We start from the raw sequence: 18588 nt of genomic DNA, 5'->3' as shown, positions 1-18588 counted from the left end.
ATTTTTAAAGGTTGAATATGAAACAAGTTCTTCAGGATATGGCTAAAGGTGGCTCTACGGTTGTTGAATCGCCAGCTCCTATGGCTTCTCGTGGGCATCTCCTAATTGACACTGCAGTTACCTTAATATCAGCTGGTACTGAGCGAATGCTGGTTGATTTTGGCAAGGCAAACTTGCTTCAAAAAGCAAAGCAACAGCCAGAGAAAGTTAAAATGGTGCTCGAAAAAGTACAAACCGATGGTTTGGCAACCACTGTGGAAGCCGTGCGTTCTAAGCTCGCCGAACCTTTGCCTCTTGGGTATTGCAATGTGGGCATTGTGAATACAGTTGGTTCTGATGTTTCAGGATTTACTGAAGGTGATCGTGTTGTCTCTAATGGGGGCCATGCAGATGTTGTTCGTATTGCTAAGAATCTATGTGCGAAGATCCCTGATAATGTTACCAATGATGAAGCCTCATTTACCGTTGTGGCGAGCATCGGTTTGCAGGGTATTCGCCTAGTTAACCCAACACTAGGTGAGGCTATTGTTGTTACTGGGGTTGGTCTTATTGGTTTACTCACAGTACAGATGCTCTGCGCCCAAGGCTGTCGCGTACTTGCTGTTGATTTTGATGATTCAAAGCTTGAGTTAGCTAAACAATTTGGTGCCGAGATCTGTAACCCAGGTAAGGGCGAAGACCCTGTCGCTGCTGGTATGGCATTTAGCCGTGGGAAAGGGGTTGATGGGGTTATTATTACTGCTTCTACCAAGTCGACAAACCCAGTCACACAAGCTGCGCGTATGTCTCGGCAACGTGGGCGCATCGTTCTTGTAGGTGTTACTGGCTTGGAACTTAACCGCGCTGATTTTTATGAGAAAGAGTTAACCTTTCAAGTCTCATGTGCTTATGGGCCTGGCCGTTATGACCCTGCTTATGAAGATCATGGTCATGATTATCCCTATGGACTGGTCCGCTGGACTGAGCAGCGTAATTTTGAAGCCATTTTGGACCTGCTGGACAATGGCCAACTTGATGTGAAGCCGCTTATTAGTCACCGATTTGAATTTGAGGATGCAGCTTCAGCATATGAGCTGCTTACCAGTGATAAGGCCGCTCTAGGTATTCTCCTTGATTATAGAAGTAAAACCGAAGCACGGCATAACTATTCGCTTGAGCTGGATGCTAATGCCAAGTTTACTGTCGGTAGTCCTGTGGTTGGTTTTGTTGGTGCCGGTAACTATGCCTCGCGTATGCTGATCCCCGCTTTTAAAGAAGCAGGAGCGCAATTGCATAGCATTGCGACCTCCGGCGGAATCAGTGGCGTCACCCATGGAAAAAAAGCTGGGTTTGCCAAAACAACAACAGATACCCAGGCGATGATCGCGGATCCAGAGATCAACACGGTGGCTATTGTTACTCGGCATAATAGCCATGCCGGTTTTGTTGTTGATGCCTTAAATGCTGGGAAGAATGTTTTTGTTGAAAAGCCCCTAGCAATAACGCATGAAGAGTTAGCCAAGGTCAAGTCTACCTATGAAAAGGTTATCGGTTCTGACGCTGCACCTCGGTTGATGGTGGGCTTCAACCGCCGCTTTTCACCACAAGTTCAGAAGATGAAGCAGTTGCTTGGCAGTGTAAAAGAGCCTAAGTCTTTTATTATGACCATGAATGCAGGTGCTATTCCTGCCAACCATTGGACACAAGACCTTGAGGCGGGAGGTGGTCGTATTATTGGTGAAGCGTGCCACTTTATTGATCTGATGCGTTTTCTGGCCGATTCTGAGATTGTATCGGTGCAGGCAAGGCGTATGGGTAACGCAGATGGTGTTGATGTTACTGAAGACAAAGCAGCAATTATTCTTGGCTTTGCCGATGGCTCTTTTGGCACAATTCATTATTTAGCCAATGGTGCAGCCAGCTTTCCCAAAGAACGGGTTGAGGTGTTTACTGCTGGTCGAGTATTACAACTAGATAACTTCCGCAAGCTTAAGGGCTTTGGCTGGCCGGGGTTTAAGAAATTGAATCTTTGGAAGCAGGATAAGGGGCAGAATAGCTGCGCTGCTGAGTTTTTAACCGCGATTAAGAATGGATCGGCGTCGCCAATTTCTGCTGAAGAGCTGTTTGAGGTGGCGAAGGTCACTATTGATGTGGCTGAGCAACTTCGTAAACAATAATGAATTTTAAGTTAAAAGCTCGAACAGCACTCGCGTTGGGGTTGCCTAACCTGTGGCGGGTGCTAGTTTACCGCCTTGGGGTTAAGGTCGGATATAATCCGGTAAAAAGAATCACCTCAATGATCCCTGTCGGTGATTTTTTTTCTGTCCCAGATAGAACTGCTCATGCTGAGCTTATTGCCAACGAGCAATGGAGTCGGCAACAGCTCTATTTTGGCTGGCATCAGGTGTCTGATGACGGTGTTCCAAGCTGGCACCGTAATGTTTTTGCCGGTTTGTGTATTCGTGAACCGCTTCAACCCTGGTGGCAGTTAGCTGATTTTGACCCTGAACTGGGCGATATTAAAGCAGTCTGGGAAGCTTCGCGCTTTGATTGGGTGCTCTCTTTTGCTCAGTCCGCCGTAAAGGGTGACAATAGTTCTATCGAGAAGCTGAATTATTGGTTAGCAGATTGGGTCACGAATAATCCTCCCTATCTGGGGGTAAACTGGAAGTGTGGACAGGAAGCGTCTATTCGGGTGATGCACCTTTCGATGGCCTCGCTTATTCTGGGGCAGATTGATACGCCCCCAACAGCTTTGAAAGCTCTGATCAAAACTCACCTTAAACGTATTGCACCCACGATATCCTATGCTATGGCGCAGGATAATAATCACGGTACGTCAGAGGCTGCAGCTCTTTATATGGGAGGGAGCTGGCTCGTTGCGTTGGGGGATGTCGATGCAAAGAGTTGGTATAGAACAGGGCGTAAGTGGTTGGAAAACCGAGCCAAGAGATTAATTGAGGACGATGGCAGCTTTAGTCAGTATTCAGTAACCTATCATCGTGTCATGCTCGATACATACTCCATGGTTGAGACTTGGCGGGATAAGCTGGGGTTACCTGAATTTAGCCAAATTCTATATACAAAGCTGGCAGGTGCAGCAAATTGGCTTTATCAGTTTACCTGTATTGAATCTGGCGATGCGGCTAATATTGGGGCTAATGATGGGGCGAGATTACTTCCATTGACCAATACGGATTATCGAGACTTCAGGCCATCTGTTCAACTTGCTGCGATGCTGTTTTTGGGTAAGCGGGCTTATCATAATAGGGGGCTGTGGGATCAACCCTTGTATTGGTTGGGGCTGGCTGTGCCAGAGCAGACATTGCCGGCACAAGAGTCTCTGCAGTTTAAATGTGGAGGTTATTCGTTACTTCGTAGCGGAGATGCCCTGGCAATCCTTAACTACCCGTGTTTTAAGTTTCGGCCAAGTCAGCCAGATGCCCTGCATCTGGATTTTTGGCAGGGCGGTGAGAATTTGCTGCGAGATGCTGGAACCTATAGTTATAATTCAGGCGAAGAAAATAACCGTTATTTTGGCGGAACAATTAGCCATAATACGGTTGAGTTTGATGATCGTGATCAGATGCCTCGTCTGAGTAGATTTTTATTGGGGGCATGGCTTAAAGCAAAAGGTGTTATACCTGTGACTGTTGATAGTAAAAAAATTGAAGCAACAGCGGGTTATGCCGATAGCTATGGCGCCACACATAGGCGGCAAGTGAGTTTAACGCCTCATCTACTCCGCGTAGAAGATTCAGTCGCTGGGTTTAAGGAGAAAGCTGTTTTACGTTGGCGGCTAAAGCCCGGTGAATGGCTGCTTACTGAAAATAGGTTAACGCTTGGTAGTAAGGTGTTGAGTCTGTCGGCTGATATAAAAATTGATAGAATTGCTTTAATCGAAGGGTGGGAATCTCGCTACTACTTTTTAAAAACCAAGGTGCCGGTTCTTGAATTAGAAGTAAGCCAGCCTGGACGATTGATAACGGAATATAAATACAGATAATGAAAGTACTTTATTTTCACCAGCATTTTTCCACGCCGAAGGGCTCCGCAGGGATCCGCTCTTATGAGATGGCTCGGCGACTTATCCATCACGGTCATGAGGTTACCATGGTCTGTGGTAGCTATGGTGGAGGTAAAACCGGGCTGGATGGTGATTTTGTCCGTGGTCGTCGAGAGGGCATTGTTGACGGTATTAATATAATAGAATTTGACCTTGCTTACTCAAACCGTGACGGTTTGTTTAAGCGAAGTTGGCTGTTTTTCAAGTTTGCTTTGCGCAGCGTAAGGTTAGCTCTAGGATTAAGATATGATGTTGTGTTTGCTACCACGACACCCTTGACCGCAGGCATACCTGGTATAGCTGCCCGTTGGTTGCGCGGTAAGCCCTTTGTATTTGAGGTGCGGGACTTATGGCCCGAGCTACCGAAAGCTATGGGTGTTATTAAAAGTCCGGTAGTACTAGGACTTATGTCTTTTCTTGAGTGGGCTTCTTATCGCTCAGCGACACGCTGTATTGGTTTGTCTCCTGGTATTGTGGAGGGGATACATCGACGTGGTGTCGCATCAGATAACATAACACTTGTCCCAAATGGCTGTGATCTTGATATTTTTTCAGGCGATAATGAGCCTTGGCGACCCGATTGTGTTGAAGAGAATGACTTGATGGCCGTGTTTACAGGTACCCATGGTCAGGCCAATGGGCTAGATGCTGCATTGGATGCGGCGAAAGTGCTAAAAGCGCGTGAGCAAGACAATGTGAAATTCGTTTTGGTTGGCCAGGGGAAGATGAAGCCAGCCTTGGAAGCAAGAGCTAAGCGTGAAGGGTTGGATAATGTTGTGTTCCACTCACCTGTCAATAAGCATAAGTTGGCAGGGTTAATGGCTAGCGCAGATATTGGCATGCAGCTGTTAGCAAATGTACCTGCATTCTATTATGGAACATCACCAAACAAGTTTTTTGACTATATCGCCGCTGGCTTACCCGTGTTGAATAACTACCCTGGGTGGTTGGCGGAAATGATACAAAGTAACGGTTGTGGTTACTCTGTTCCGCCAGAAGAGCCGGAGGCTTTCGCCGATGCTTTACAAGACGCAGTAAAGAATGGCGATAAATTGAAGTTGATGGGGGTTAAGTCAAGAGCCTTGGCTGAATCTGATTTCAACCGGAAACAGTTGGCTGATTGCTGGGTTGGTTGGGTAACTGGAGCGCTCAATGAAACGGCTGTTTGATATTGTGATGGCCGGTATAGCCCTGCTTTTGCTCGCTCCGGTAATTTTTATTGTCAGCCAGAAAATAGCTAAAAATCTAGGCAAGCCTGTACTATTCCGACAGAAGCGGCCAGGCTTAAACGGCCGAGTATTTGAGATGATAAAATTCCGTAGCATGCGCGATGAGACAGATAGTTCGGGGAAAGTGCTACCCGACAGCGAGCGTCTAACTCCCTTCGGTGAAAAATTGAGGAGTTCTAGCCTAGACGAGTTACCAGGGCTATGGAATGTACTAAAAGGGGACATGAGCCTAGTTGGACCTAGGCCCCTACTGGTCGAATACCTTCCACTTTACTCTGCTGAGCAGGCCAAGCGCCATGATGTGAGGCCGGGAATCACTGGCTGGGCACAGGTTAATGGACGCAATGCTATTAGCTGGGATGATAAATTTAGGCTTGATACTTGGTATGTTGAAAATCAAAGCTTCTGGTTGGATTTGAGGATATTGTTTTTAACGGTAAAGAAGGTCTTTATCCGTGAAGGCATTAATGCCGAGGGGCATGCGACGATGTCTCGATTTACAGGGAATGAAAATGAAAAATAAACTAATAGGAATTTATGGCGCAAGCGGTTTTGGACGCGAGGTTCTCCCCCTGGTTAGAGAAAAATCAAATGAAAAAATTGAAATTAAGTTTATTGATGATGGTTGTCTTGATAAAGAGTTGAATGAAGTTGAAGTTGTCTCATACGAGAAATTTTTAGCGAACCCTATTGCCGATAAAAGTGCGGTTGTTGCAATTGCAGATAGTAATATTAGGAAGAAATTGCTGGAACGTTTGGAGCGAGACGGTATATCAATTCCTAGCATCACTGCTGCAAATAATGTTGTCCTTGATTTTAATGAACTTGGTGAAGGCTCAATTTTATGCCCATTCACTACAATAACTTCCAATGCGGTAATAGGTAAAGGGTTCCAAGCTAACATATATAGCTATGTTGCTCATGACTGCGTGCTTGGTGACTATGTTACTTTCGCGCCAGGTGTTAAGTGTAACGGAAATGTCCATATTGATGATCATGCTTATATAGGTACAGGAGCTATCATCAAACAGGGTACTCCAGATAAACCACTCGTGATTGGCGAAGGCGCAGTTGTTGGCATGGGGGCGGTAGTTACAAAAAGTGTCAAGCCTGGTGATGTTGTTTTTGGTGTGCCGGCTAAGTCGATTAAGAGAGCAAGTAAATGAAAAAAATAACGTTAGGCGTACCGTTTGATAAAATTGAAATAGGTATGTCGACTTCGTACTCTCAAACTATCACTGACGTAGATGTTAAAAATTTTGCCGGTTTATCTGGGGATCACAATCCTGTTCACGTAGATGACGTATTTGCGGAAGAATCACGTTTCAAAAAAAGAATCGCTCATGGGCTTATCTCTGGTAGTTTCTTTTCTGCTTTATTTGGTACAAGACTCCCTGGGCCTGGCTGTGTATATGTTTCTCAATCATTTAATTTTAAAAGGCCTGTATATCTTGGAGATACTGTCACAGCGAAAGCGGTTGTCACTGCTATTGATTCAAAAAAACGCCGTGTTTTCTTTGACACAATTTGCCAAGTTCGCAACAAAACTGTCATTGATGGTACAGCAGAGCTTTATGTTCCATAAAGAGAGGGGACTATGCTGAATTCCTCGTTATCACCATGGCCTTCTTTTACTCAAGAAGAGGTGGATGCAGTCAGTCGCGTGCTATTGTCGAATAAAGTCAATTATTGGACTGGCGGTGAGTGTCGCGAGTTTGAAAAAGACTTCGCCGTGTGGATTGATTGTAAATATGCAGTGGCGCTGGCCAATGGCACTGTAGCCCTTGATTTAGCTCTTAAGGCAGTTGGCGTCGGCGACGGGGATGATGTGGTAACTACACCTCGTACTTTTCTTGCTTCTGCATCATCTATTGTTACAGCTGGAGCCAACCCTGTTTTTGCTGATGTTGACCTTAATAGTCAAAATATCACTGCGCAATCTATCGAAGACGTTTTAACTCCGCGGACTAAAGCGGTAATAGTAGTTCACCTTGCGGGTATGCCTGCAGATATGGATGCTATAATGGCCTTGTCTGTTAAGTATGGCTTTTATGTTATTGAAGACTGTGCCCAGGCTCATGGAGCTAGGTACAAAGGTAAGTCTGTCGGGACTATTGGTCATATCGGTGCTTGGTCGTTCTGTCAGGATAAAATCATGACAACCGGTGGCGAGGGCGGCATGGTAACGACTAATGACAAAGGCCTTTGGTCTAAGATGTGGAGTTATAAAGACCACGGAAAAAGTCACGAAGCCATTTATGAGCGTCAACATCCTCCTGGGTTTCGTTGGTTGCATGAGAGTTTCGGTACTAATTGGCGTATGACCGAGATGCAGGCTGTAATTGGCCGCATTCAATTGAAACGCATGGCGGGCTGGACAAAGAAACGTAAAGAAAATGCGATTGCAATTGGCGACGTTGCCGCAAAATTTCCTTGTATTCGAAGGGTTGAGGTTCCTTTGGATGTAGAGCATGCTTTTTACAAATTTTACCTTTTTGTTAACCGTGAAATGCTAGCTGATGGATGGGAGCGAGACCGTATTGTTAATGAAGTAAATGCATTGGGTGTGCCTTGTTTTCAGGGGAGCTGCTCTGAAGTCTATTTAGAAAAAGCTTTTGATGGTACTCCGTGGCGCCCGCTTGAGAGGTTGAAGAATGCTAAAGAGCTTGGTGACACCAGTTTGATGTTTTTAGTTCACCCAACATTAACCAGTACTGAGATAGATAAAACGTGTAATGTTCTTAACGAAGTTTTTAAACAGGCTTCACTGTGACCTAAAGATTATCAATGATGAAATTTTCCGAATCTGTATTTGGTTTGCCAAGGCGATATAAACGCTTGGTTAGCCTAGTTATCGATACCTGTTTTGTCGCAGTCGCTTTTTGGGCTGCCTTTTTCGTGCGTATGTCTAGCTTTGAGCCTGTTTTTTCTACCGAAAATTGGCTTATTTTAGTAATGTCGTTGCCATTTACCCTAATTGTGTTTATTAAAAGTGGTTTATATCGCGCTATTCTGCGTTATCTGAGCTTCCATGCGCTGTTCGTAATTGCAATGTGTACGCTCGCTTCAGCAATTCAATTAGCGTTGGTTGCATTCTATCTTGATACTAGTTTCCCTCGTACCGTCCCAATAATATATGCAGCTTTTTTAGGTATACTTATTGGGGGGGCTAGGCTTGTTATTAGGGCTTTAGTTAGTCGAGATGTGGCTAAATTACAGGAGCCGGTTATTATTTACGGTGCGGGAGGTGCTGGCCGTCAGTTATGCATTGCGTTGCGCTATAGTCATGAATATGCGGCAGTATCATTTATTGATGATGATAAAACCTTGGTAGGTACTGTTATTCAAGGGTTGAAGGTAGTTGAACCTGATAATTTAACGCGGCTTGTATCTAAATATAAAGTTAAAAAAGTTTTACTCGCACTACCTAGGGCAAGTCGAAAGCGTAGAAAAGAGATCATTAATAACATAGCACCGCTTTCGGTCGAAGTTCTCACTGTCCCCAATATGCCAGATATTGTGAGTGGAAAAGCTAAGATTGATGAGTTGCGGGATGTCCCTATCGATGATCTGCTAGGCCGAGAGCCGGTTGCGCCTCAACGATCTTTAATGTCAGCTGATATTACTGGAAAGAGTGTCTTGGTGACAGGTGCAGGTGGTTCTATCGGATCTGAGTTGTGTAAGCAGATCGTGTTGCAGAAGCCAAAACAACTTGTTTTGTTTGAACTATCTGAGTTCGGACTTTATAAGATTGATAGAGAACTTAGCGCACTTGCTGAACTAGAGGGTATTGAGTTAGATATAATTCCATTATTAGGCTCCGTTCAGCGTAAGAATCGCTTACTTACGGTGATGTCAGCCTTTGGCATACAAACGGTATATCATGCCGCAGCGTATAAACATGTTCCTCTTGTAGAATATAATGTAGTGGAAGGGGTTCGAAATAATGTTTTTGGTACGTTATTTGCCGCTGAAGCAGCATTTGAATGTGGAGTTGAGACTTTTGTATTGATTTCTACTGACAAAGCTGTTCGCCCAACCAATGTTATGGGTACAACAAAACGTCTAGCAGAGCTTGTTCTCCAGGCACTTGCTAACCGAGACAGTTCCACACGGTTTTGTATGGTGCGTTTCGGCAATGTATTAGGTTCTTCAGGATCGGTTATACCCCTTTTTAAACGCCAAATTGCCTCCGGTGGCCCCATTACTGTGACGCACCCTGATATTATTCGATACTTTATGACAATACCCGAGGCCGCTCAGTTAGTCATCCAGGCTGGTGCAATGGGTAAGGGCGGAGATGTCTTTGTTTTGGATATGGGGGAACCTGTCAAGATTGTTGACCTTGCGAAGAATTTAGTGAATTTATCGGGATTACAGGTTCGCGATAAAGAGACTCTAGAAGGAGATATTGAAATTAAGTATACCGGTCTTAGGCCGGGCGAAAAGCTTTATGAAGAACTGCTCATCGGAGATAACGTTAGTAGTACAGCGCATGAACGTATTATGACTGCTGACGAGGTGTATCTTTGGTGGGATGAGTTAGAAGCGGTGTTAGCTAAACTTGATCGAGCCTGCCACAACTTTGATCATGAAGCCATTCGAGAATTGTTGCTGAAAGTTCCTGCGGGCTTTGAACCTACTGATGGTATAGGTGATCTCGTCTGGGCTGCTAAGAACTCTCAAGCAAAGAAAGTGAATGGTATACATGGCGGTGTAGGCGAGAGCCCCGCAGCGTAGGGTTTGTGTTCATCTGTAAGTTTCTGGAAAATTTCCTATCAGGATGCATGAAGCCAATTCGATTGCTGTATATAGCCCTTTGTATCCGCCAGTCTGGATGAAAAAATCTGGATTATTTCGAAGCCCTTTGTCCAAGTTGATAACCTATACCGTAGCCCGTTTCCGGATGGTGTTAGTTTTAAGATGATGTTGGCATCTGGAGAACGAGAGCTGGTGGCGTGCTGTGATGGATGGTTCCTATCGAGATTGGGGTGAGATGCAGTATCGTTAGTTGTTGTTATTGATAATTGCTCGGCCTCTTCGTACAGATTATTTTCGTTGAGTGTGGAGATTTTGTTGTGCTTTAGCGCCCCCCTTACTCTAACCTTCTACTTTTTGAGAGGGGGCTAATTTTGTGCAACCGGAACATAGGTAACATTTTAAACCGGCAACATGGGTTACACCTTTTCAAAGGTTGAGCAACGCCATTCGGTCAGTTGCTCAATCTGCATCGTCCGTTCATTCAATCGCCCAATACGTTGAAAGCGGTAGTAGATATCCCACAAGTGGTTATCTGTCTGTAATAGCCCAACCCGGCTTTTCGCCAGCAGCTCGGACACATACAGTTTCTCATTCAACCACCTCATCTCACCGTTGTGTCGAATGCTCCGCACTGTCATGGTTGGCTCATATTCTGGCGGCAATATCAGCGATGAATAGGCCCTGTTCGATGGCACATAGACACTCGCTGGTGTTTGCCTCTCAAGCCCTTCATGACTGCGTAGCTCATTGTACTCCTCAACAAACCGGTCAAACCGCGTTGCTGTTGGAGCAAGCTATAGCCAGGGGGGTTACAGACCGCCTCTTTCAGACTGCGGAGCATACGCTCATGGCGGCCATTTTGTTGTGGCCTACCCGGTTTTATCCGCTCTGGCCGAACACCCTGGTCAATCCACATCTTGGACAACTGGCTTAGGCCGCCTAGGCTTCTTGACGCAAACGGTACGCCGTTGTCTGTTCGGATGGTATCCGGTAAACCGTATTCCCTGAACACCCACTCAAACCACACACAAACATCCTGATATCGAATGCTGGGTAAGCTGCGACAAGCCAGCAGATAGCGACTGTAGTTATCGGTAATGGTCAGCGGATAACAGCGCTGCTTATTATCCAAACGAAAGTCGCCTTTATAGTCGGCACTCCAGCATTGGTTACTCTGCTTATATTCAGAAAAGGGCAACCCATCTGCCGAGACTTTGCGTTTCACTCGCCGCTTCTTTACCAGGCCAAACCGCTTGAGTATCTCACCCGCGGTGCTGTCTGCTGGCCAACGACTGTCCGGTTGTTCTTGCCTGAGCAAATCAATCAGCTTCTTCGGGCCCCAACCGGGAAAACGTCGCTTGGCATCTATCAACGCCGCGACGACAACATCATCCGTTGCATGCGGACAACGCTTTGGTGCCCTTGACCGCTCAGCTAATCCCTTAGGGCCTTGCGCTTCATAACGGCTTACCCACTTGTGTATCGTTTTACGACTAACCCCATAGGCAGATGCCAACGAGGTTATCGTCATGCCACCTTTCAGGTAAGCACCGATAACTTCTATCTTTTGGTCCATAACACAGGTCTCAATCCAAGGCATGGGCAAGTCCTCCTTACCCATGCAGCTTATGTGTAACCTATGTCCCTAGTTTGTTTAGTTACCTATCCTGCCGGTTTGTATAAAAATTGGGAGCGAAGGCTGGCGATCTTTCGGCGGTGGAGTTTTTTCTCTTAGCCTCTTCTCCTTGGGGAGAAGATTGAGATGAGGGATCTTTATTGTCACGATGCTTTTTTGCTTGTTGTGTTTCTTCGTTTTTTGCAAAGAAGATTAAAACACTCTCACTTGAGCCCGCTTCCCATGGCTCGGGGTTAACGACAAAATGCTCTTCAATCTTTGGCCTTGGGTTGTCGTTCGTTGCCTAAAAGGCTGGCACCGTTTGTTGCGGGTCACACCATCATAATAATACTTAGCTTTCAGCGGTGAGGTTGTTTTTAACTCTTTTGGGGGTCTGTTAAGCTGTAGAAAATTATTTCAGCCTTCAAGTTGGCTAACTAAACGGTCTATAGAGAATTTATGATAACCCCCGTGATTATGGCTGGAGGCTCCGGTACGCGTCTCTGGCCGCTTTCCCGCTTGCTTTACCCAAAGCAATTTCTCTCGTTGGTGAGTGATAACTCTATGTTGCAGGAGACTGTTGCTAGGTTAGGTTCGCTTGACGTTACCGAACCAGTGACTATTTGTAACGAAGAGCATCGTTTTATCGTTGCAGAACAGCTAAGAACTATCGGTGATCTTGGTACGATAGTGCTTGAGCCTGCGGGCAGAAATACTGCGCCAGCAATTGCGTTGGCAGCAAATATCGTGGCCAATCTTAATGCAGGCAAAGATCCGATACTCTTAGTGTTGGCAGCAGATCATGCGATTGAGGATGAAGCTGAGTTTACCCAAGTGATTGAACAAGCGCTTCCGCTAGCAGAGCAGGGTAAGCTAGTGACATTTGGTATTGTGCCTAAGTCCGCTCATACCGGTTATGGCTATATAAAACGCGGTGATATGCTTGATGCTGGTTTTTTAGTCGATCAATTCGTTGAGAAACCTAATGGCGATACGGCTCAGCAGTATCTTGATAGCGGCGAATACTATTGGAACAGCGGTATGTTTCTTTTTAAAGCCAGCCGCTACCTTGAAGAGTTAAACGCTCTTCGCCCTGATATCGCCGCTGCCTGTGAAGCGTCCTTAAACAACGTAACGAAAGATCTCGACTTTGTTCGTGTCGATAAAGAAGAGTTTTTGAAATGTCCAGATGAGTCGATTGACTACGCCGTGATGGAAAGCACTAAGGACGCAGTGGTTGTGCCTCTCGATGCTGGGTGGAATGACATTGGTTCGTGGTCGGCACTATGGGAAGTGGATAAAAAGTGTGCCAATGGTAATGCAGTTAAAGGCGACGTCATCCTTCACGACACTAAAAATTGTTTAATTCATGGCCTGTCCGAAAATGAAGGCCAGCGTCTGGTGGCTACGGTTGGCTTAGAAGATATCGTTATTGTTGATACCAAAGATGCCGTCATGGTTGCACATAAAGATAAAGTGCAAGAGGTTAAACAGATTGTTGAAACGCTTAAGGCGCAAGGACGTTCTGAATTTAAGCTGCATCGAGAAGTATATCGTCCATGGGGTAAGTATGACTCTATTGATAACGGCGGACGTTATCAGGTGAAGCATATTACCGTGAAGCCTGGCGGCAAGCTGAGTGTGCAGATGCATCATCACCGTGCCGAGCATTGGATCGTCGTGTCAGGCACTGCGCAAGTGACAAATGGCGACAAAACAATATTGTTGACGGAAAACGAGTCAACTTACATTCCTGTTGGCGTTGTTCACGCACTGGAAAACCCTGGTAAGTTGCCATTAGAGCTGATTGAAGTGCAGTCGGGTTCGTACCTTGGTGAAGATGATATTGTGCGCTTTGAAGATCGTTACGGCAGAATCGACGATTAAATTAGTTCAGGGAAGTGGTTGTCTGTCGCTGTTTGTGCTGAGTTTACTGAAGCCTGCTTTATGACTGACTTTTCTTCATTGTTATAGGTTTATGAATGTTTATCAGCTCAAAAGTTATTGCCGATAGTGGTGTTGCCTTTGGTACCAGTGGTGCTCGTGGCTTAGTCACGCAGTTCACGCCTGAGGTCTGTGCCGCGTTTACCCATAGTTTTGTGTCGGTGATGCAGGCCTCATTTGCATTTGATCGGATAATGATCGCGATTGATAACCGCCCAAGTAGTTATGCCATGGCGATGGCCTGTGTTGAAGCCCTGCAGCAGCGAGGAATCACGGTGACCTATTATGGCGTTGTTCCTACACCGGCGCTGGCTTATGTTGCGATGCAAGACGATGTGCCAGCCATCATGGTGACCGGTAGTCACATTCCGTTTGACCGCAATGGGCTTAAGTTTTATCGCCCTGATGGCGAGATAAGTAAGTCAGATGAGCAATCTATCCTCGCGGCCGAAGTGCAATTTGATGAATTGGCTGACTTGCCTCAGTTAGAGACAGACCCTCGCGCCGCTAACGACTACCTCGCCCGTTACACATCGCTGTTTGATTCACCTTGGTTGACCGGCAAGCGGATCGGTATTTATGAGCACTCCAGTGCTGGTCGGGATCTGTATGCGGATCTGTTTACCCTGTTGGGCGCAGAGGTGGTGTCGCTTGAACGTAGCGACCAGTTTGTGCCTATTGATACCGAAGCAGTGTCTGATACTGATCGCGCAAAGGCGAAGGCATGGTTGGCGCAATATCAGTTTGATGCGATTTTCTCTACGGATGGCGATGGTGATAGGCCACTGATTGCCGATGAGAAAGGAGAATGGTTACGTGGCGATATTCTCGGGCTACTGTGTGCTAAGGCGTTAAATGTCCAGGCGCTGGCGGTGCCGGTGAGCTGTAATACTGCGATTGAATCCAGTGGCGCGTTTGCAAAAGTTTCTCGTACTAAGATCGGTTCCCCCTATGTAATTGCTGAATTTGCTAGCCTTGTTGATGGTTATACTGGAGTGGCAGGATTTGAAGCTAACGGTGGTTTTTTGCTTGGCAGTGATGTTGAGCTGAATGGTAAGCCGCTAAGCGCACTGCCGACCCGTGATGCGGTATTGCCAGCCATTATGCTGTTGGCTGCGGCTGCTGATCAGCCTATTTCGACTCTGATTGATACGTTACCTAAGCGGGTTACCCACAGTGATCGCATTCAAGGCTTCGCCACAGAAAAAAGCCAGGCGATTATTGCTCAGGGAAAAGCGGATCCTTTAGCGTTGCTGGCTAAATTTGGTTTTGCTGATGTTGCCTTGGCTGAGATCGATGATACCGATGGCCTGCGCATGACCTTCGCCGACGGCCGTATTGTTCATCTGCGGCCATCTGGCAATGCGCCTGAGCTGAGGTGTTATGCTGAAGCGGATAGTCTTGCCCTTGCCAGAGAGTGTGTAGAGCAAACTCTTGAGAAAGTGCAGACGTTATAGTGTGCTAACTACAGATGCACTGTGATAATGCTTACGCGCGATATGTGTAGTTAGAATGAAGGAGCGGTGATTTCCGCTCTTTTTTTATTTATAGCCGTACTGTTTAAACATATCGGCGTAGTGTTGCCAGAGCTTTGGATCGCTGCTTGGCCTGCATTGTTACCCATGTTGCCGGTTTAAGTTGTTAACTATGGTCCGGCGATACAGATCCCTTCTCCGTTGGCGGAAGAGGCAAGGATGAGGGGGACTGTTAAGCACGTGGTGTTTTGTTGCTTGTTGTGGCTCTTTGTCTGTTGTAGAGAACAATCAAAATATCCCTCACCCCAACCCTTTCTTCTTGGAGAGGGGGCTAACAGCATAAGCGATGATTGTGCATTGCAAATTCAGCTTAGCTTCAGCTGTCTTGGTTCTTGGTTCCTTCTCCCCTGGCGGGAGAAGGCTAGGATGAGGGGGGCTTGATCCCTTCTCCCTTGGCGGGAGAATGTTTGGATGAGGGGGATCTTTGCTTTGGGGTGTTGTTGTCTCTGCTCGTTGTTTATACTGCAATTATTGTCAACTAATCGAAGTTCAGGGGATATGTCGCCTAAGCCGCTGCTAGACCAAGCCTTGTTAGTGAAATCCTTACTTGAATATCAGCCAGATACTCAATTTATTTATCTGTTTGGGTCATTTGCGAAAGAGCAGCAGTCGGCGTCCAGTGATGTTGACGTTGCGGTGATGACGGTGAGTGCTCTTGATAATTTAGTGCGTTGGGAGCTCGCCCAAAAACTTGCGAAACAGCTACAAAGAGACGTTGACCTGATTGATTTAAAGCAGTGTTCCACCGTGCTGCGAATGCAGGTGATCACGGAAGGAAAAGTAATATATGACCCCAAAGGCCTTAGTGGCGCATTTGATACTACGACTGTGAGTATGTATCAGCACCTTCAAGAAGGTCGACAGGCGATTGTTAATGATTTCGTTTTGGACTCAACTAATGGATGATGTGATCGTAAATAAAGCGGCAACAATCAAGCGTTGCTTGAACCGTATTGACGAGGAGTTTCAAAACGATCCGCAGCAGTTTCGTGCTAATTTTACTAAGCAGGATTCGGTGGTGTTGAACTTACAAAGAGCATGTGAAGCTGCCATCGATATTGCTAATCGCTATATTCGACTTCAGCATTTGGGGATCCCCCAAAGCGCGAGAGACTCTTTTGGGATTTTGGCGCAGCACAAAGTGATATCCGACTCGCTTTGTGATGGTTTACAGAGGATGGTGGCACTTAGAAATATTGCAGTGCATGACTATCAAACGCTCAATATCGAGATCGTCATCAGTGTTGTAGAGAAGCATCTAGGCGACTTTACCGAGTTGGTTCAAGTGATGATGAAGCGCATCTAGCATTTAACCGCGATTTGGTATCATGGCCGTTTATGAATTGATGGTGTCGGTTAATTCTATTTTACTCGCCTGTGATTTTTACTTCGTTTCTTAGCTGCATAATGACCTCCTGATATGGTTTCGCCTTGACCTTGAGTGGTGGGGCTGATGAGGAGATATCGGTCTGATCTATATTTTATACTTTGATCCAGTTCACAAATGAGAGACAATTGGTATCAACTATAAGGTTGGTAAGCGTAAAACCATCTGTCGCCTTTTTTAGCTTTGCATCGCTAATGTATTGAGCTTACTGACTTAGCGAAATTTCCTCTTAATCTTTGGCAAATTGCGTAATGGAGTGCCTAAATGAAAATTGCTGTTGCCGGAACCGGATATGTCGGGCTGTCAAACGCGGTGTTGTTAGCTCAACACAATGAAGTCGTTGCGGTCGATCTAGTGAAAGAAAAGGTTGATCTGATTAATGATCGCCGTTCACCCATTGTTGATGTTGAAATTGAAGATTTCCTCGCTAATAAGTCACTTAACCTGTTGGCGACACTGGATAAGCAACAGGCTTACGCAGACGCTGAATTTGTTATTATTGCTACGCCTACGGATTACGACCCGCAGACTAACTACTTCAACACCAAATCCGTTGAGGCAGTGATTCAGGATGTGCTGGCGATTAATCCTGATGCCACTATGGTGGTGAAGTCCACCGTACCCGTTGGTTTTACGCAGGAAGTGAAACAGCGCCTGGGGACCGAAAACGTTATTTTTTCTCCTGAATTTTTGCGTGAAGGGCGTGCGTTGTATGACAATCTGCACCCATCACGGATCATCGTGGGTGAGCGCTCTGAGCGTGCTGAGACCTTTGCGCAGTTGTTGCTGCAAGGCGCGATTAAAAAAGATGTTTCACTTCTTTTTACTGATTCAACGGAAGCTGAAGCTGTTAAGCTCTTTTCTAATACCTATTTGGCGATGCGCGTCGCTTACTTCAACGAGCTGGATTCTTATGCGGAAGCCCATGGCTTAAACAGCCGACAGATCATTGAAGGTGTTGGTTTAGATCCCCGTATCGGTAACCATTACAACAACCCTTCATTTGGTTACGGTGGCTATTGTTTGCCGAAAGATACCAAACAGCTGCGCGCTAATTATCAAAGTGTACCGAACAATATTATCAGTGCCATTGTTGATGCCAACCGCACGCGTAAGGACTTTATTGCAGACTCGATTGTTAGCCGCAACCCGAAACGGGTAGGGGTGTACCGTCTGATTATGAAGGCTGGTTCGGATAACTTCCGTGCCTCTTCTATTCAAGGGATCATGAAGCGCATCAAGGCAAAAGGCATTGAAGTTGTGGTCTATGAACCGGTACTGCAAGAAGATGAGTTCTTCCACTCTGCGGTGATTAAAGATCTCAATGAATTTAAGCAATCCTGTGATGTGATTGTTGCTAACCGCATGGTTGATGACATCAAGGATGTGGCTGACAAAGTTTATACCCGCGATCTATTCGGTAGCGATTAAGTAAAAGCTCTCAGTGAGCAACCCTCTCGTCTAGTACGTTCTCCGTTGCGGGAGAAAGCTAGGATGAGGGAGACGTGCGAAGCAGGTGATGCTTTGCTTGTTGTGGCTCTTTGTTCGTAGCAGAGAAGCTCAAAATACCCCTCACCCCAGCCCTCTCCCCTTGGAGAGGGGGCTAAAAGCATAAGCGATGATGGTTCATTGCTAAAATCAGACTATTTTCTCGCAAGCTGCCTCGCTTAGATCCCTTCTCCCTTGGCGGGAGAAGGCTAGGATGAGGGGGTGTGCGAAGCACGTGATGCTTTAACCCCTTCCCCCCTTGGAGAGGGGGCTAAAAGCATAAGTGATGATGGTTCATTGCTAAAATCAGCCTATTTTCTCTCAAGCTGCCTCGCTTAGATCCCTTCTCCCTTGGCGGGAGAAGGTTAGGATGAGGGGGATATGCGAAGCAGGTGATGCTTTGTTTGTTGTGGCTCTTTGTTCGTTGCAGAGAATAATCCAACTACCCCTCACCCCAGCCCTTGTATCTGTCTCGGGTTACTGATTAGCTATCAGTAATCCACCAAGGCTCAGTGAGTATGTCCCTAACCCGAGTGCGTTGACACTGTGGGAGAGATGATGCCCTGAGTCTTTTTCTCTAACAC

The 18588-nt window shown here is 46.1% G+C and carries 15 protein-coding genes; 13 read left to right on the top strand and 2 right to left on the bottom strand.

The features are described from left to right. Positions 1-17 precede the first annotated feature (17 nt). The 8 genes from DU002_RS18635 to DU002_RS18600 are packed head-to-tail and all read left to right on the top strand — an operon-like array spanning position 18 to position 10014. Positions 18-2156 (top strand): bi-domain-containing oxidoreductase, encoded by a 2139-nt coding sequence (locus DU002_RS18635; RefSeq protein ID WP_114339967.1) that lies wholly within the window; start codon positions 18-20, stop codon positions 2154-2156. Continuing rightward, on the top strand, positions 2156-3985 hold the full coding sequence (locus DU002_RS18630; protein WP_114339966.1) for a heparinase II/III family protein: 1830 nt from the start codon (positions 2156-2158) through the stop codon (positions 3983-3985). Before DU002_RS18635 ends, DU002_RS18630 begins: the two co-directional genes overlap by 1 nt. After that, positions 3985-5214: a glycosyltransferase family 4 protein gene (locus tag DU002_RS18625; protein ID WP_114339965.1), complete on the top strand. Its 1230-nt coding sequence runs from the start codon at positions 3985-3987 to the stop codon at positions 5212-5214. The genes DU002_RS18630 and DU002_RS18625 overlap by 1 nt, the downstream gene beginning before the upstream one ends. Continuing rightward, positions 5198-5797 carry a sugar transferase gene (locus DU002_RS18620; RefSeq protein ID WP_114339964.1) on the top strand — a complete coding sequence of 200 codons (600 nt, stop codon included), beginning with the start codon at positions 5198-5200 and terminating at the stop codon, positions 5795-5797. The genes DU002_RS18625 and DU002_RS18620 overlap by 17 nt, the downstream gene beginning before the upstream one ends. Beyond that, positions 5787-6440, top strand: coding sequence for an acetyltransferase (locus DU002_RS18615; protein ID WP_114339963.1), 654 nt, complete (start codon positions 5787-5789; stop codon positions 6438-6440). Before DU002_RS18620 ends, DU002_RS18615 begins: the two co-directional genes overlap by 11 nt. Further along, complete coding sequence (locus DU002_RS18610) at positions 6437-6859, top strand: MaoC family dehydratase (RefSeq protein ID WP_114339962.1); 423 nt, start codon at positions 6437-6439, stop codon at positions 6857-6859. Before DU002_RS18615 ends, DU002_RS18610 begins: the two co-directional genes overlap by 4 nt. Positions 6860-6871: 12 nt before the next feature. Next, positions 6872-8047 carry a DegT/DnrJ/EryC1/StrS family aminotransferase gene (locus tag DU002_RS18605; RefSeq protein ID WP_114339961.1) on the top strand — a complete coding sequence of 392 codons (1176 nt, stop codon included), beginning with the start codon at positions 6872-6874 and terminating at the stop codon, positions 8045-8047. 17 nt (positions 8048-8064) lie between these two features. Next, the gene (locus DU002_RS18600) at positions 8065-10014 is read left to right on the top strand and encodes a polysaccharide biosynthesis protein (RefSeq protein ID WP_114339984.1); all 1950 of its coding nucleotides are present in this window, start codon (positions 8065-8067) and stop codon (positions 10012-10014) included. 437 nt (positions 10015-10451) lie between these two features. Here the strand turns inward: DU002_RS18600 and DU002_RS19535 are convergent, their stop codons facing one another. After that, the gene (locus DU002_RS19535; protein ID WP_114339960.1) at positions 10452-10673 is read right to left on the bottom strand and encodes a hypothetical protein; all 222 of its coding nucleotides are present in this window, start codon (positions 10671-10673) and stop codon (positions 10452-10454) included. Between the two features lie 26 nt (positions 10674-10699). After that, a complete protein-coding gene (locus DU002_RS18590; RefSeq protein WP_114339959.1) occupies positions 10700-11656 on the bottom strand; it encodes a helix-turn-helix domain-containing protein in 957 nt (318 codons plus the stop codon). Positions 11657-12109: 453 nt separating this feature from the next. On the opposite strand from DU002_RS18590, the gene DU002_RS18585 reads away from it, so the two are divergent. The 5 genes from DU002_RS18585 (at position 12110) to DU002_RS18565 (ending at position 17947) form a co-directional block, all read left to right on the top strand. Further along, a complete protein-coding gene (locus DU002_RS18585; protein ID WP_114339958.1) occupies positions 12110-13537 on the top strand; it encodes a mannose-1-phosphate guanylyltransferase/mannose-6-phosphate isomerase in 1428 nt (475 codons plus the stop codon). Positions 13538-13632: 95 nt separating this feature from the next. After that, positions 13633-15051, top strand: a complete 1419-nt coding sequence (locus DU002_RS18580) for a phosphomannomutase (RefSeq protein ID WP_114339957.1) — start codon at positions 13633-13635, stop codon at positions 15049-15051. 576 nt (positions 15052-15627) lie between these two features. Further along, a complete protein-coding gene (gene mntA / locus DU002_RS18575) occupies positions 15628-16035 on the top strand; it encodes a type VII toxin-antitoxin system MntA family adenylyltransferase antitoxin (RefSeq protein ID WP_158538152.1) in 408 nt (135 codons plus the stop codon). Beyond that, positions 16028-16435, top strand: a complete 408-nt coding sequence (gene hepT, locus DU002_RS18570; protein ID WP_114339955.1) for a type VII toxin-antitoxin system HepT family RNase toxin — start codon at positions 16028-16030, stop codon at positions 16433-16435. Before mntA ends, hepT begins: the two co-directional genes overlap by 8 nt. Positions 16436-16780: 345 nt before the next feature. Further along, on the top strand, positions 16781-17947 hold the full coding sequence (locus DU002_RS18565; protein ID WP_114339954.1) for a nucleotide sugar dehydrogenase: 1167 nt from the start codon (positions 16781-16783) through the stop codon (positions 17945-17947). The last annotated feature ends 641 nt before the right edge of the window (positions 17948-18588 follow it).

This window comes from Corallincola holothuriorum (genome assembly GCF_003336225.1).
GTDB classification, from domain to species: Bacteria; Pseudomonadota; Gammaproteobacteria; order Enterobacterales; family Neiellaceae; genus Corallincola; species Corallincola holothuriorum.
This window is presented reverse-complemented; position numbering and strand designations above follow the sequence as displayed.